This window comes from Rhodococcus sp. LMD, from assembly GCF_056108245.1.
Window position 1 is genome coordinate 1,307,467 of the sequence record NZ_CM148557.1, and the last position, 15,878, is coordinate 1,323,344.

The following is a 15,878-nucleotide window of genomic DNA, read 5'->3' on the forward strand; positions in this document are numbered from 1 at the left end:
ACCGCCCGTGGGGCGGGTCTAGAGATCGCTGGTGACGGGCAGCAGCCGCAGCTCGCGCGCGCGGGTGATCGCCTCGACCCGTGTGTGAACCCCGAGCTTGCGATAGATGCTGCGCAGCTGCGTCTTGACCGTGTTCGGAGAGACGAACAGGAGGCGGGCGATCTCGCTCTGCGGGCATCCCTCGGCCAGTAGCGCGAGCACCTCCCTCTCCCGCGGGGACAGCTCGACCCGTGCGACCTCGTCCGGGAACACCGCCCCGACGGGACCGCCGGGCACCGCAATTCCGCTGCGCTCTTCGAGTTCGCGCCGGTGCCGGTCCGGCACGGTGGTGAACGCGCGCCGATTGCCCAGCGTCTGCCCGAGGGCGCAGGCGCGTTCCCAGCACACGGCCGCGGCCCTCGGATTACCCAGGTCGAGCTGGGCGGCGGCCTCGAGCAGCAGCGCCTCGAGGTGGGCCCGCGGGAAGCCGCAGTCCGGCCAGGACACCCGCGCGAGCTTCTTGACGGCCCGGCCGGGATTCCCGCCGAGCAGATCCACCCGAGCGTCCGGCACGACGAGGATCGGGTGGTGCCGGGGCTCGAGGTCTGCCACGGCGCGCGCCAGGTTGCCGTTGCCGAGAGCCAGGTGCAGGTCGATCTCCGTCGCGGTGAGCAGCGTCCGGGAGAACGCGCCGTCGCCGTGCCGATGGGCGTGGCCGGCGACGGTGTGGTGCAACCACGTCAGACCCGCGTACGCCTCGACGGTGAGCAGCGCGTGCTGGGCGTGGGCGTAGGCGACGAATCCCCACAGCTCCTCCCGGTCGCTGGGCGCGCCGAGCAGGTCGATCATCGCCTCGGCCGCGCCGACGTCGAGGGCGTCGAGATGGGTCAGGGCAGTGGCGACCCGGCCGCCGACCTTGACGAGTTCGCCGAAGAGCCCGTCGGACGGTTCCGCCGTCGCCTCCCGGGCGAGCCACCGGCGGGCACGCGGCACGTCGCCGACCAGTGCCCAGTTCAGCGCCGAACTGCCGGCGGCGTTCTGGACGATGTACGGGGTGCCCGCGGCGACGCCGCCCCGGTAGGCCGATTCGAACTGCCGGTTGGATTCGGCGAGATCCGCGGCGAGCTGGAAGGTGATCGCCCACTGGACGCGCAGCAGCGGCAACTGCGGGGTGATGTTGTCCGGCTGGTGCGCGAGCATGCTCTGCACCAGCGGTTCGAGCCGCCGCGTGCACGCGGCACCCTGGACGAAATCGCCGGCGACCCGCAGCGCGAGCGACTGCACCGTCGCCAGGTGCAGGACGTTCGCGGCGTCCGGCCCGGCGCCGAGTGCGTGCAGTTCGTCGGGCTCGCCGGGCAGCGACGCCCGCAGGATGGGATGGTCGGCGAGCATCTGCACGAACAGTGCCCGCCCGGCGAGCACGGCCGGGTAGTCCTGCAGAAAGTCCTCGGGAATCGTCCGCAGCACGAGAATGAGTTCCTCGAGATGCTCGGCGACCATCTGACCCCAGCTGCGTTCGACGATGCCCGCGGCCATCGCCCAGTTGCGGGCCTCGGCCGCATAGGTCGCGGCCGGCGCCGGCCGGCCCGCGTCCCGATGGCGGCGCGCGAGCGCGGTCATCAGCTCGTCGACCCGCCCGGGTTCCTCCTGCCGGGCCTGGTCGAGCACCGCGAGCCGCAGGGCCGACGGCCACGCCCACGTCCGGGTCTCGGCTGCCTCGTCGACGACGAGCAGGCCCCGCGCTTCGAGCCGGTCGAGAAGTCCGGCCGCGTCCGACCGACCGGTGAGCTCGGCGGCGAGTTCCGCGTCGAGAGCACGGGCGGCGACCACGCGCAGCGCGAACGCGCGCTCCTCGGCGGTCAGCGTGTCGAGCAGAACCGATGCGGACCCGGCGATGGCGACGGCCAGTTCGGGCGACGGCCGGCCCTCCTGGTCGACCGGTGCGCCCCGGTGCAGCCGCGCGACGTTCAGCGCACCCGAGATCAACTGCGGCAACCCGCCCAGCGCGCGGCAGAGGTCGCCGTACTCGTCGGCCGCGAGCTCCACCCCGGCGGCGCGGAAGAACTCCGCGGTCTCGCGCGGCGTGAACCGCAGATCGTGGGCGGAGACGAACGTGCAGTCCACGCCGGCCGTGGCTACGGCCGCCGATGCGGCGCTGCCCCGTACGCAGACGGCGACGTCGACGGACGGGCAGCGGTCGAGCAGGTGCCGGATCGCCGGCAGCAGGTCGTCGAGCGCGGTGGCGGGGAGCCCGTCGAGGACGAGCAGGGACGGCGCCGGACGGGATCGGAGGACCTCGGCGAGCCGTTCGGCCGGGTCACCGGGCGCGACGTGTTCACCCAGCACCGTGCAGACGTCGGACCAGATGCGGTCCGGTGCCGCGTCGTCCGCCACCGGCACCCACGCGATGTCGCGTTCGGGTGCGCCGCCCCGGTGCAGCCACGTGGCCAGGAGCGTGCTCTTGCCGAATCCGCCCGGTGCGTGGACCACCGTGAGCGCGGACCCGCGGTCGAGCATGTCGAACAGGCGGGCGCGGGGCACGGCGGTGGCCAGCGTCCGCCACGTCGGTACCCCGGTACGGACGGCGCCGGGGACACTCACGGCAACTCCTCTCGCTCGGTCTGTCGACGCACGCCGGCATGTGCGGTCTCCACCGTTGTCCCCGGTGTCCCCGACAGACCCCTCGGCACGGGCAGACTACCCGGTCTCTTCCGGACCGAGGAGAGGGATGTCCGGTTTGCGTAGTCCGACCAGGCGTTACAGACGACGAGGGGAGGTTGTCGACTGCGGCACCGGACGGTGCCGCGACAACCTCCCCTGGGGGCGAGAGCTCCTACCTCGTCGCGCTGAGCCGCGCCTTCTCCAGGGCGGCCAGGGTGCGCAGGATGGTGGCCTTCTGCTTCTCGAGGTCGCCGCGGCGGGCGCGGGCGGCGAGGCCGGACTGCTCGGCGACGAGCGCGAGCTGCGCATCGATCGCGGAGAGCTGATCGAGCAGCGCGAGGGCGCGGTTCTGGATCTCGTCGACGTCGACGCCGCCGGTGCGTACCGGCGCCGGTTCGGCGGCGCGCTGCGACGGGCGCACCGAGGGCGTGCGCGGGGTGGCGGGCCGGCGCACGGTCTCGGCGACGACGGCGGCGGCGCGGGGACGCAGAGCCTTGCGCACGAGGGCGGGATCGGGTTGTTCGGCGAGCCGGATGTCGTTGAGGACGCGGCGCGAGTCGCGGGCGGCCTTGCGGTGCTCGTACTCCTCCTCGTCGTCCGACTGCAGTGTGCCGCCGATGGGGCGCAGACCGTACATACCGACGAACTTGCGGGCCTCGTCGATGATGGATTCGTGCGTGCGGCAAGTGCCGCAACGGGGTTCGTTACGGAACGGCTCGACGGACTCGGTGTCGCCGCACCAGACGCAGGCTCCGGGTTTCCACCGTCGGACGGTCTCGAGTTTCGCGTTTTCGGTGGGGGCCTCGAGGGTTCGCGCGTCGATCACGAGGAGCCACCTTAAGTGAAGACCGGTGGGGTCCGCTCGGGCGGGTCCGGCGCGACCTGCGACTGAAGGTGTCGGCGTGACGAAGATCATGCCGACGGCAGGTGTACGGGCGGCAAACTCTTGTGCCACAGCACTTTCCGTACCGATCGGTACGGCACGCAAACCCTCGGATCGTCCGCGATGCGAACGCTTTTCAGGTGGCGGTGGCGGCGGTCAGCCACTCCACGAGGGGCCGGACGTCGCGCCAGGCGGAGCGCACCTCGTCGAGGGTGCGCGGGGTGTCGATCCACTCGGGCGAGGGGTGTGCCCGCGCGGCGGTGAGGGACTTGTGCCGCAGCAGGTCGAGTCGGGGGTGGTCCTCGGCGACACCGCGCGGACGGGTCTTCAGCCGTTCGCCGCCGATCTCGTACCCGGCCCGGTGCAGCCGCCGGACGAGCGGTTCGAGTCGCGGTCCGCGGCGCGAATCGTCCACGGCGGCACGGTATGCGGCGACCTGGTCGGACGAGCCCCGGTAGAAGCCGCCGGCGACCCGCAGCCCGGCCGCGTCGATCTGCACGTAGAAGCCGACGCCGGGCCCGGTCTGCACGAAGCCGCCCTGATGGGTCTTGTACGGCGACTTGTCCGTGCTGAAGCGCACGTCGCGGTGCGGGCGGAACGCCTTGCCCGCTCCGAACTCCGGTTCGAGCTCCGCGAGCAGCGCAAGCATCGGGCCGCGCACGCAGTCGTCGTAGACGGCCTTGTGCGCGGCCCAGAACGGCTTGCTGTTGTCCGCCTCGAGATCCTCGTAGAAGTCGAGGGCGGCAACGGGGAAGCCGGTGAACATGCCGGGTGTCCTTTCGGTCCGGTGACGGTCCGAAAGTACACCGCCTCCCGCGGCTACGCGGAACCGTTGAACAGCGACGTCACCGAGCCGTTCTCGAACACCTCCTGGATGGTGCGCGCGAGCAGCGGTGCGATCGACAGGACGGTGAGCGTCGGGAAACGCTTCTCGTCGTCGATCGGCAGCGTGTTGGTGACGATGACCTCCTTGGCGCCGCACGACGCCAGGCGCTCGGAGGCCGGATGCGAGAGCACACCGTGGGTGGCGGCGATGACGACGTCGCCCGCGCCGGCCTCCTTCAGGATCTTCACGGCGCCGGCGATCGTGCCGCCGGTGTCGATCATGTCGTCGATGAGGATGCAGGTGCGTCCCTCGACCTCGCCGACGACACGGTTGGACTTGACCTGGTTCGGCACGAGCGGGTCGCGGGTCTTGTGGATGAACGCCAGCGGGGCACCGCCGAGGGTGTCGGCCCACTTCTCGGCGACGCGGACGCGACCGGAGTCGGGGGAGACCACGGCGATGTTCTCGACGCCGTACTTGTCGCGGATGTACTCGGCGAGCTGGCCCTGGGCGTGCATGTGGTCGACGGGGCCGTCGAAGAAGCCCTGGATCTGGTCGGTGTGCAGGTCGACGGTGATGATGCGGTCCGCGCCGGCGGTCTTGAGCAGATCGGCGATCAGGCGAGCGGAGATGGGCTCACGGCCGCGGTGCTTCTTGTCCTGGCGGGCATAGGGGTAGAACGGCAGAACGGCGGTGATGCGCTTGGCCGATCCTCGCTTGAGCGCGTCGATCATGATGAGCTGTTCCATCACCCACTGGTTGAGCGGGAACGGGTGACTCTGCAGCACGAACGCGTCGGAGCCGCGGACGGACTCCTCGAACCGCACGAAGATCTCGCCGTTGGCGAAGTCCCGCGCGGTCTGCGGGGTGACCTGGACGTCGAGCTCCTTCGCCACCTGCTCCGCCAGCTCGGGGTGGGCCCGGCCGGAGAAGAGCATCAAGTTCTTCTGGTTGTCGATCCAATTGGAGGTCACTGGTCCTGGCCGTCCTTTTGCCGTTCGATCTCTTGCTGCTGCCGTGCTGCAGTCGCTGCCTCGGCCGCGGGGGTCCCGGGGCGGTTCCGCTGGACCCAGCCTTCAATATTGCGCTGTGGCGCACCCGACACCGCAAGCGCCCCCGGTGGAACGTTGCGGCGCAGGACCGTGCCGGCGCCGGTGTAGGCGCCGTCGCCGACCGTCACGGGCGCCACGAACATGGTGTCCGATCCGGTCCGGACGTGGGATCCGACGACCGTGTGCGACTTGTGCACGCCGTCGTAGTTGACGAACACGCTCGAAGCCCCGATGTTCGAGTGCTCGCCGATGGTGGCGTCGCCGACGTAGGTCAGGTGCGGCACCTTCGAGTGCGGCCCGATCTCGGCGTTCTTCGTCTCCACGAAGGTGCCGATCTTGCCGGATTCGCCGAGGTCGGTGCCCGGACGCAGGTAGGCGAACGGACCGACGGTCGCCCCGTCGCCGATCACGGAGTCCGAACCGTGGGTGCGCACCACCGACGCTCCGGCACCGACCCGCACGTTCGTCAGCGTGGTGTCCGGGCCGATCACCGCGTCCTCGCCGACCACGGTCCGGCCGTGCAGCTGCACCCCGGGGAGCAGGGTCACGTCCCGGGCGAGGACGACGTCCACGTCCACCCAGGTGCTGGCCGGGTCGACGACGGTCACGCCCGAGCGCATCCAGTGCTCGAGGGTGCGCCGGTTCAGCTGCGCCGCGAGCGCGGCGAGCTGCACCCGGTCGTTCGCGCCCGCGACCTTCGTCGCGTCGGCGAGCTGGGCGGCGAACACCGCCCGGCCGTCCTGCCGCGCGATCGTGACCACGTCCGTCAGGTACAGCTCGCCCTGGGCGTTGTGGGCCCGCAGCCGGGTCAGTGCGCCGCGGAGGAACTCGGCGTCGAAGGCGTAGATGCCGGCGTTGACCTCGTCGATGGCGGCCTGTTCGGCGTCGGCGTCGGCCTCCTCGACGATCTCGCGGATCTCGCCGTGGCCGTTCCGGACGATGCGGCCGTACCCGGTGGGATCGTCGGCGAGGAACGTCAGGACGGTCACCGCGGACTGCATCGGCTCGGCGAGGTGCTCGGCTTCGAGCGCCTCGAGGGTGTGGCCGTCGAGCAGCGGGACGTCGGCGTTGGTGACGACGACCACGCCGGAGAAGTCGCCGGGCAGGGCGTCGAGCCCGCACTGCACCGCATGGCCGGTGCCGAGCTGCCGGTCCTGGACCGCGATCGACACCTTGCGGTCGAGCGTCTCGGCGATGTCGGCGGTCGCGGCGGACACCCGCTCGCGCTCGTGCCCGACGACCACCACGAGGTGGTCCGGGTCCAGCTCCGCGGCCGCGTGCAGCGAATGGGCGAGCATCGTGCGGCCCCCGAGGGTGTGCAGCACCTTCGGGGTCTTGGACCGCATTCGCGTACCCGCTCCGGCCGCCAGGACGACAACTGCGGTCTGCACTTGCATGAAGCTCCCTCGACGTTCGACATGCGCAGGTTCGGCACCGGCAGGGGAGCTCACGGGCCCCGACTGCCCTGCTCCGCCGCCAGGACTCGAACCTGAACTATCTGAACCAAAATCAGAGGTGCTGCCGATTACACCACGGCGGACTGCCGCATTCCCGGCGCCGACGCCCCGGTCATGCGTCTGTGATCCTCGCATGCCGCCACGCCCGGAGTCGAACGCGGGGCCGGGCGCGTCGTCGTCCCGGATAGGCTGAGCGCAACCCGCCGCGCGTCGTCCCCGGGGTTTTCCGGTGGCCCCGGGGTCCGGCCGGGTGCCGGAAAGGATGTACTACGTGTCGAAACCGTCGCAGAACCACGCCGACCGCAGCCCGCGGGTCCGGATGACGGGCACCCAGCGCCGGGAACAGCTCATCGAGATCGGCCGGGCGATCTTCGCCGAGCGCGGCTACGAGGCGGCGTCGATCGAGGAGATCGCCCATCGGGCCCAGGTCTCCAAGCCGGTGGTCTACGAGCACTTCGGTGGCAAGGAGGGGCTGTACGCCGTCGTCGTGGACCGGGAGATGTCGACCCTGATGTCGATGATCAGCGCGAGCCTGACGCAGAACCGCTCGCGCGTCCGGGTCGAGCGGGTGGCGCTGGCCCTGCTCACCTACGTCGAGGAACGCACCGACGGCTTCCGCATCCTCGTGCGGGACTCCCCGGTCACCGCGGAGGAGGGCACGTACTCGTCCCTGCTGAACGAGGCGGTGCGGCAGGTGGCGCACATCCTCGCCGGCGACTTCTCCCGCCGCGGCTTCGACCCGGACCTGGCTCCGCTCTACGCGCAGGCACTGGTGGGCATGGTCGCGACGGCCGCGACCTGGTGGCTGGACGAGCGCAGCCCGTCGAAGGAGGTCGTGGCCGCCCACCTGGTGAACCTGTGCTGGAACGGACTTACGCACCTCGAGGCGGACCCGCAGCTCGGGACCTCCTGAGCCGGTGGCGCAGTCCCCCGATCGTCCCTCTACCAGGTGGTATCGTTGCCCAGCCGACTCGAGAAGGGATGCCAGGTGATCGCGGTGATCAACCGAGCGGCGATCGGCGCCGATCGCCCGGATCGTCTCCTGCGTACGAGTCCGTCCGGGAGGCCGTGAATGGCTCGGCAGGTCCGCGCGGAAGTCACCCGCGAATCCGTGGTCCGCGGTGCCGCGGAGATCTTCATGAACCTCGGCTACGCGAACGCCAGCCTCAGCGAGATCATCCAGGAGTCCGGCGTCACCAAAGGTGCGTTGTACTTCCACTTCGCGTCCAAGGAAGAGCTCGCCCGCGGCGTCGTCGACGCGGGCTTCGCGCGTCTCGCCGAGGCCGCGGTGACGACCATCAACGACCGCACCCCGGCCCTCGAGACACTGATCGAGCTGTCCGTCCTCACCGTCGACCTGTCCCGGAACGATCCGGTCGTCCGGGCGATGTTCCGCCTGGCCGTGGAGATCGGGGACTACCGGGGGACCGGCGACCGCCTGTTCGACACCTGGCTGGCGACGATGCGCGACCTCGCGAAGCGCGCCCTGGCCGAAGGTGACCTGAACGAGGACGTGGACCCCGACATGGTCGGTCTGTTCCTCCTGCAGGTGCTCACCGGGGTACGCATGGTCGCGGCGGCGCTCGACTGTCGTGAGGCCCTCGTCGAATACCTCGAGAACGCGTGGGGACTGATGCTGCCGGCCCTGGTGCCGCCCGCCAAGGCCGAGTACTTCAAGCAGTTCGCCTCGCGCCGGCTCCGGGTCTGATCCCGGAGGCAATCGTTGCGCCGGCCGCCCTCGCCTGACACGATCGCCGCCGTGACCCTGGGACCCTTCGACGCGGCTGCGGCCTGCGTGGCACTCGCCCGCACCCTCGACGAGTCCGGAGCCGACGCCGCGGTGACCATCGTCCCGGTGCCCGCGCTGCTGACCACCGCACAGGCGGCGGACGTGCTCGGTGTCGGCCGGGCGTACGTGGCCCGTCTCGTCGACGACGGCACCCTGCCCTCCCGGTTCCACGGTCTGCACCGTCGCATCCGCCGCGCCGACGTCCTCGCCTGTGCCGCCCGGAGGGCCGAAGCCCGGAGCCGGGCCCTGGACGCCGTCGCCGACCTGAGCCGGCGCGACGGCCTGTACGACGACGACTTCTAGGGGGAACGATCGTGCCGATCCGGGCGGTACTCGACGCGCCGGCACTGACGCCGCCGCGCGTGCGCGACGTGCTGCTCGCCCTCGCCGAGGACGCGCTGTACCGGCCCTACTGGAGCGACGGCATCGTCGCCGAGGTGGAGCGGAGGCTGCCGGCGCACATGTCGCGCCCGGCGCGGGACTTCCTGTTCTCCGAACTCGACACGGCCTTCCCCGAGGCACGGGTGAGCTGGCCCGCCACGGTGCTGCGCGAGGTGCCGTACGTCAGCGATCCCCGCGACGCGCACCTGACGGCGGTGGCGCTGTTCGCACAGGCCGACGTCGTCGTCACCACGGACGCCGGTCTCGCGCGCTCGCTCGAGCGGTCCGGGGTCGAGCCACAGACACCCGACGCCTTCGTCGCGTACGTCCTCGACGCCGATCCCCGGCGGGCCGTGCGTGTGCTGCACCAGATGGCGCGACGGCGATGGCTCGGGCCCGGCGAGGAGCTCGCCGACGCCGCTCTGCGGTCGCGGCTGGCCGCGTGGGCGCGCGCAGCGCTCGGCGACAACAGCGCCGACCTACTGGCAGCGGACCCGCCCTGAACCGTCCCGCCCGCGGCTGTGTTGCCGTGCCGCCCGCGGCTGTGTTGCCGTGCCGCCCGCGGCTGTGTTGCCGTGCCGCCCGCGGCTGTGTTGCCGTGCCGCCCGCGGCAGTGGTCCTGGCCGCTCGAACCGGACACCGCATAGACTCGGACGGTCCTCTTCTCGAACCCCAGGAGCGCCCTTCCCGTGTCCGACGTGTCCGTCACCCCCCTGTCCGGATTGGCGCGGATCGCGCTGGCCGACGCGCAGCTCGAGCGTGTGGCCGCCCTCGCCGGGACCGCCGCACAGGCCCTGGTGGCCCCGCCCGCGGCCCGGCCGTTCGTCGCTGCCGCGCTCGCCGCGAAGACGCCGCTGCTCGTGGTGACCGCGACCGGCCGTGAGGCGGACGATCTCACGGCGGAGCTGCGCGAAATGCTCGGCGACGTCGTCGCGCAGTTCCCCTCGTGGGAGACGCTGCCGCACGAGCGGCTCTCGCCCAGCGCCGACACCGTCGGCCGCCGGTTACAGGTGCTGCGCCGGCTCGCGCACCCCGAGGACCGCGACTACGGACCCGAGTTGCGGGTGATCGTCGCGACCGTGCGCTCGCTGGTGCAGCCGATGGCCCCCGGTCTGGGCGACATCGAGCCCGTCACCCTGCGTGTCGGCGCGGAGCACGACTTCGACGAGCTGATCGAGCGGCTCGTCGAGCTGGCCTACACCCGTGCCGACATGGTCGGCAAGCGCGGCGAGTTCGCGGTGCGCGGCGGCATCCTCGACGTCTTCCCGCCGACCGCGGACCACCCGGTGCGAGTCGAGTTCTGGGGTGACGAGGTCACCGAGCTGCGCCCGTTCTCCGTCGCCGACCAGCGGTCCATCCCCGAACTCGAGGTGAGCACCCTCATCGCCCCGCCCTGCCGGGAACTGCTGCTGACCGAGCAGGTCAAGGAACGCGCGGCGCGCCTCGCCCAGGACAACCCGGCCGACGCGGCCCTGGTGGAGATGCTCGACAAGATGGCCTCCGGCATCCCGGTCGAGGGCATGGAGGCGCTGCTGCCGGTGCTGCAGACCGGCGAGCTGCAGTTGCTGACCGACGTCGTGCCGGACGGTACGCACGTGCTGCTGTGCGATCCGGAGAAGGTCCGGACCCGCGCGGCGGACCTGATGCGTACCGGCCAGGAGTTCCTCGAGGCGTCGTGGACCGCGGCCTCGCTCGGCGGGGCCGCGCCGCTGGACACCGCGAACATGAAGGGTGTGGATCTGGCCGCCTCCGCGTACCGGCCGCTGACCGGGGTGCGGGAGACGGCGGAAGCCGCGGGCCGGCCGTGGTGGACGCTGAGCCCGCTGGCGTCGGGCGCCGACACCGAGGTCGTGCTCGACGTGCAGTCGGCGCCGGAGGTGCGCGGGTCCGAGGAACTGCTGACGATGCTCTTCGCGAACCTGCGCGCGCACGTAACCACCGGCGGGCGGGCGGCGATCGTCGTTGCAGGTGCCGGCACCGGGCAGCGGGTGCTCGAGCGGCTTCAGGAGAACGACGTACCCGCAGCGCGGCTCGATCCGGGGGCCGAACCGGTTCGCGGCACGGTCGGGGTGCTGTGCGGCGCGCTGCACGACGGCCTGGTGCTGCCGGGCGACGGCGCGGACGTGCCCGGACTGGTGCTCGTCACCGAGTCCGATCTCACGGGCAACCGGGTGACCGCCGCCGAGGGCCGGCGCACGCCGGTCAAGCGCCGCAACCAGGTGGATCCGCTGGCACTCACCGCCGGAGACATGGTGGTCCACGATCAGCACGGCATCGGCCGGTTCGTGGAGATGGTGGAGCGGACCGTGGGCGGCGCCCGCCGCGAGTACCTGGTCATCGAGTACGCGCCGGGCAAACGCGGGCAGCCGGGTGACCGGCTGTTCGTGCCGATGGAGTCCCTCGACCAGCTCTCCCGCTACGTCGGCGGCGAGATGCCCGCCTTGAGCAAGCTCGGCGGCTCCGACTGGGCCAACACGAAACGCAAGGCGCGCAAGGCCGTCCGCGAGATCGCGGGGGAGCTGGTGCAGCTGTACGCGGCCCGCCAGGCCGCCCCGGGGCACGCGTTCGCGCCGGACACCCCGTGGCAGAAGGAGATGGAGGACGCGTTCGCGTTCACCGAGACCCAGGATCAGCTCACCGTCATCTCCGAGGTCAAGGCCGACATGGAGAAGGCGGTCCCGATGGATCGCGTCGTCATCGGCGACGTCGGCTACGGCAAGACCGAGATCGCGGTGCGTGCCGCGTTCAAGGCCGTGCAGGACGGCAAACAGGTCGCGGTGCTGGTGCCCACCACGCTGCTGGCGCAGCAGCATCTGCAGACCTTCACGGAGCGGATGGCGTCGTTCCCCGTCACCGTCAAGGGCTTGAGCCGCTTCACCGATTCCGCCGAGGCGAAGGAGACGATCGCCGCCCTCGCCGACGGCGAGGTCGACATCGTCGTCGGCACCCACCGGCTGCTGCAGACCGGCGTGCGATGGAAGGACCTCGGTCTCGTGATCGTCGACGAGGAGCAGCGATTCGGCGTCGAGCACAAGGAGCACATCAAGGCCCTGCGCACGCACGTCGACGTGCTGACCATGTCCGCTACGCCGATTCCGCGCACCCTGGAGATGAGCATGGCCGGCATCCGCGAGATGTCGACGATCCTCACCCCGCCCGAGGAGCGGCACCCGGTGCTCACCTACGTGGGCGCCTACGCGGACAAGCAGGTCGCCGCCGCCATCCGCCGCGAGCTGCTGCGCGACGGACAGGTGTTCTACGTGCACAACCGCGTGAGCTCGATCGACAAGGCCGCCAAGCGAATTCGCGACCTCGTCCCCGAGGCGCGGGTCGCGGTCGCGCACGGACAGATGAACGAGGACACCCTCGAAAAGACCGTGCAGGGCTTCTGGGAGCGTCAGTACGACGTCCTGGTGTGCACCACCATCGTCGAGACGGGCCTCGACATCTCCAACGCCAACACCCTCGTCGTCGAACGCGCCGACTCGCTCGGGCTGTCGCAGCTGCACCAGCTACGCGGACGCGTCGGCCGTTCCCGCGAGCGGGGTTACGCGTACTTCCTGTACCCGCCCGAGAAGCCGCTGACCGAGACGGCGTACGACCGGCTCGCCACGATCTCCCAGAACTCCGATCTCGGCGCGGGCATGGCCGTGGCCATGAAGGACCTCGAGATCCGCGGCGCGGGAAACGTTCTGGGCGCGGAGCAGTCAGGTCACGTCGCCGGCGTCGGATTCGATCTGTATGTGCGTCTCGTCGGCGAAGCGGTGGAGGCGTTCCGGGCCGCCGCGGACGGCCGCCCCGTCGCCACGGAGGAGGCCGCCAAGGAGGTGCGCGTGGATCTTCCGGTCGACGCCCACATCCCGCCGGACTACGTGACCTCCGACCGGCTGCGGCTCGAGGCCTACCGCAAGCTCGCGGCGGCGCACGACGACGACGCGATCGCCGCGGTGGTCGAGGAACTCGTCGACCGGTACGGTCCGCTGCCCGAGGAGGTCGGCCGGCTCGTGTCGGTGGCCAAGCTGCGCCTGCTGTGCCGCGAGTACGACCTCGAGGAGGTCGCGGTCTCCGGCACCCAGTTGAAGATCTCGCCGATGCACCTGCCGGATTCGAAGCAGATGCGGCTCAAGCGGCTCTATCCGGCGGCGCAGTACCGCGCCACGAGCGGCATCGTGCAACTGCCGTTGCCGCGGACCGGCGGCGTGGGTTCCGAGCGGGTGCGCGACGTCGAGTTGCTGCAGTACATCGCGGACTTCCTGCTCGCCCTGGACGGCAAGGCGCAGGGATCGGTGGATGTGCGCGTGCCGACCGCCGCGAGCGTGTGACCGGGGCGAGCGCAGCGACGGGGAAGACGACCGGGGCGAGCGCAGCGACGGGGAAGACGACCGGGGCGAGCGCAGCGACGGGGAATGTGAGGCGACGGCGGTGACGGTGATTCTGCTCGACCCGTACCGGCCCGGATCGGTGCCGTTCGAGGCGGTGCCGCTGCTGACCGGGCCGCTCGACTGCACCGACGACGTGCCGGTGTCGGTGCGCGAAACCCTCGGCGCCACCGTGGGATCCGGCGCCGAGACGCTGATCGCCGTCGACGCGGGACACGAGGCGGTGCGCGACCGCGTACGGCGGGGAGAGCGGGTGATCGCCGCCCCGCCCGCGCCGGGGGAGCGCCTGCTGCGTGCCGTGGACGTGATGGACCGGCTGTGGGGCTTCGGCGGCTGGGAGGTCACCCAGACACACGACTCGTTGCGCCGCTACCTGCTCGAGGAGACGTACGAGCTGCTGGACGCGATCGAGGAGGGCGACCCGCACGGGCTGCGCGAGGAACTGGGAGACCTGCTGCTCCAGGTGCTGTTCCACTCGCGGATCGCCGAGGAGTCCGGCACCGACCCGTTCACCGTCGACGACGTCGCCGACACGCTCGTCGCCAAGCTCGCGTCGCGCAGTCCGCACCTGACCAACGGTCACACCGGCCCGATCGACGTGGCCGAGCAGGAGGCGGCGTGGGAGGTGGCGAAGGCGGCGGAGAAGGCCCGGCCCTCCTGCCTCGACGGCATCGCGACGGCGCAGCCGGCGCTGGCGCTGACCGACAAGGTGATCGCCCGGGCCACCCGGGCGGGGCTTCCCGCGCACCTCGTCCCGCCCGAACTCCGGACGGTGTACGTCACCGGCGACGGTGGCGCGGAGGACGCGCTGCGCAGCGCGACGCTGCAGTTCGTCGCGACGGTGCGCGCGACGGAGAAGGCCGCTCACGCCGACGGCGTGCCGTACGGCGGTCTCGACGCGGACGCATGGGTGCGTTACTGGGAGAAGTGAGTTCCGACCGGCGCCTCGCCGAGCCGCCGCGGCTCCGCACGGGCGCGCAGAGCCGGGGCGACGGGCCGGCCGTGCAGGAAGCCGGCGACCCCGCCCGCGTCGAGCGCCTGCCGGTACACCGCGAGGGCGCCGCGCGCCGCCTCCACCGTCTCTTCGAGGTCGGCGTCGGTGTGGGCCGCCGAGATCACGAACGACTGCCCGAGTACACCCCGGAGGAGCATCTCCTGCAGGAACAGCGTGCGGAATTCCTGAGACGGCTGCAGGTTCGGGTCGCGGGTGACGAAGATCAGGCAGGACGGTCGACCGATCACCTGGACGTACCGGTCCATGCCGAGGTCCGCGGCCGCGGCGTTGACGGCGTCGGCCAGTTTGCGGCCCGCCGCTTCCATCCGCCCGATCGGGTCCTCGGTCGCATAGGCACGCACCACCGCGCGGAACGCGGCCAGTCCGCCGGACTCCGGTCCGTGCGTGGTCGACAGGAGGAACACCCGGTCCTCGTCGGTGCGCAGGCCGCCGAGCTCCATGAATTCGCGCCGGCCGGCGAGCGCGGCGACGGGGAAGCCGTTCCCCATCGCCTTGCCCCAGCACGACAGATCCGGCCGCACGCCGTACACGCCCTGTGCCCCGTGCTCGGACCAGCGGAATCCGGTGATCATCTCGTCGAAGATCAGCAGGGCCCCGTGCCGGTCGCACAGTCGGCGCACGCCGGGTAGGAAGCCGGGATCGGGTTCGGCGAGGGCGGTGGCGGCCTCGAGGATCACGCACGCGGTCGGCCTGGCCGACAGCGCCCGGTCGAGCGAGTCGAGGTCGTTGTACCGGAACCGGTGGGTGTGCTCGGTGATCTCCTCGGGGATCCCTGCGTTCATCGGGGTGGTGCCGATGAACCAGTCGTCGACGGAGAAGAACGGCTGGTCGCACGCCACCACGTGCCGGCGGCCGGTGACGGCCCGGGCCAGGCGCACCGCGGCGGTCGTGGCGTCGGAGCCGTTCTTGGCGAACTTCACCATGTCGGCGCCGGGCACCAGGGCGAGGAAGTCCTCGGCCGCGGCCACCTCGAGAGTGGTGGGCCGGCTGAAGTTGGTGCCGTCGGCGATCGCGGCGGCGACGGCGTCGACGACGGGACGGTAGCCGTGCCCGAGCGTCACCGACCGCAGGCCCATCCCGTACTCGACGTAGCTGTTTCCGTCGGCATCCCACACGCGGGCACCCGCCCCGCGCTCGAGGACGGGCGCCATGGATTCCGGATACTGGTCGGAGCCCCGGGCATACGTGTGCGCACCGCCGGGCACGATCTCGTGGAGCCGGGCCTGCAGTGCGGTCGACCGGGTGAACGATCGACGGAGATGTTCGGACGGGTGACTCATGCGCGAACCCCCGGAGAACTTGCGCGGGCTTCGATTGTTTCATCCGCGGCGACGATCGTCGTGGTGAACGGGTGAATTCGGTGTTGCGTACCCGGCCCGCCCCGACCGGCAGCGCCCACGGTACGGACGCGGCCGCACGGAATCGGGTATTGTTCGAGTCGACTCGACCTACCTTG

Annotated in this window: 12 protein-coding genes and 1 tRNA gene; 6 read left to right on the forward strand and 7 right to left on the reverse strand. The window is 71.4% G+C overall.

The window, feature by feature from the left end; genetic code table 11:
* Positions 1-18: 18 nt before the first annotated feature.
* The 6 genes from ACWPQI_RS06160 to ACWPQI_RS06185 form a co-directional block, all read right to left on the reverse strand.
* Positions 19-2,580 (reverse strand): LuxR C-terminal-related transcriptional regulator, encoded by a 2,562-nt coding sequence (locus ACWPQI_RS06160; RefSeq protein WP_268965343.1) that lies wholly within the window; start codon positions 2,578-2,580, stop codon positions 19-21.
* 232 nt (positions 2,581-2,812) lie between these two features.
* Complete coding sequence (locus ACWPQI_RS06165) at positions 2,813-3,466, reverse strand: hypothetical protein (protein ID WP_010592947.1); 654 nt, start codon at positions 3,464-3,466, stop codon at positions 2,813-2,815.
* A 193-nt stretch (positions 3,467-3,659) separates the two neighbouring features.
* Positions 3,660-4,289 (reverse strand): DUF2461 domain-containing protein, encoded by a 630-nt coding sequence (locus ACWPQI_RS06170; protein ID WP_010592946.1) that lies wholly within the window; start codon positions 4,287-4,289, stop codon positions 3,660-3,662.
* Between the two features lie 53 nt (positions 4,290-4,342).
* Positions 4,343-5,287 (reverse strand): ribose-phosphate diphosphokinase, encoded by a 945-nt coding sequence (locus ACWPQI_RS06175; RefSeq protein WP_245339847.1) that lies wholly within the window; start codon positions 5,285-5,287, stop codon positions 4,343-4,345.
* Between the two features lie 32 nt (positions 5,288-5,319).
* Entirely contained in the window at positions 5,320-6,798 is a 1,479-nt protein-coding gene (gene glmU / locus ACWPQI_RS06180; RefSeq protein ID WP_048771927.1) for a bifunctional UDP-N-acetylglucosamine diphosphorylase/glucosamine-1-phosphate N-acetyltransferase GlmU, read from the reverse strand.
* A 71-nt stretch (positions 6,799-6,869) separates the two neighbouring features.
* Positions 6,870-6,941, reverse strand: a tRNA-Gln gene (locus ACWPQI_RS06185).
* Positions 6,942-7,177: 236 nt separating this feature from the next.
* Here ACWPQI_RS06185 and ACWPQI_RS06190 point away from each other — a divergent pair.
* From ACWPQI_RS06190 to ACWPQI_RS06215, 6 genes are all read left to right on the forward strand, one after another.
* Positions 7,178-7,771: a TetR/AcrR family transcriptional regulator gene (locus ACWPQI_RS06190; RefSeq protein ID WP_010592944.1), complete on the forward strand. Its 594-nt coding sequence runs from the start codon at positions 7,178-7,180 to the stop codon at positions 7,769-7,771.
* Between the two features lie 159 nt (positions 7,772-7,930).
* A complete protein-coding gene (locus ACWPQI_RS06195) occupies positions 7,931-8,566 on the forward strand; it encodes a ScbR family autoregulator-binding transcription factor (RefSeq protein WP_140188379.1) in 636 nt (211 codons plus the stop codon).
* Positions 8,567-8,617: 51 nt separating this feature from the next.
* Positions 8,618-8,950, forward strand: a complete 333-nt coding sequence (locus ACWPQI_RS06200; protein ID WP_102030890.1) for a helix-turn-helix domain-containing protein — start codon at positions 8,618-8,620, stop codon at positions 8,948-8,950.
* A gap of 11 nt (positions 8,951-8,961) precedes the next feature.
* Positions 8,962-9,531 carry a PIN domain-containing protein gene (locus tag ACWPQI_RS06205; protein ID WP_010592941.1) on the forward strand — a complete coding sequence of 190 codons (570 nt, stop codon included), beginning with the start codon at positions 8,962-8,964 and terminating at the stop codon, positions 9,529-9,531.
* A gap of 186 nt (positions 9,532-9,717) precedes the next feature.
* Positions 9,718-13,350, forward strand: coding sequence for a transcription-repair coupling factor (gene mfd / locus ACWPQI_RS06210; RefSeq protein WP_010592940.1), 3,633 nt, complete (start codon positions 9,718-9,720; stop codon positions 13,348-13,350).
* 100 nt (positions 13,351-13,450) lie between these two features.
* Positions 13,451-14,338 carry a nucleoside triphosphate pyrophosphohydrolase gene (locus ACWPQI_RS06215; protein WP_029539902.1) on the forward strand — a complete coding sequence of 296 codons (888 nt, stop codon included), beginning with the start codon at positions 13,451-13,453 and terminating at the stop codon, positions 14,336-14,338.
* On the opposite strand, the gene ACWPQI_RS06220 is transcribed toward ACWPQI_RS06215, so the two are convergent.
* Positions 14,323-15,702: a glutamate-1-semialdehyde 2,1-aminomutase gene (locus tag ACWPQI_RS06220; protein WP_017679515.1), complete on the reverse strand. Its 1,380-nt coding sequence runs from the start codon at positions 15,700-15,702 to the stop codon at positions 14,323-14,325. The genes ACWPQI_RS06215 and ACWPQI_RS06220 overlap by 16 nt on opposite strands.
* Positions 15,703-15,878 lie beyond the last annotated feature (176 nt).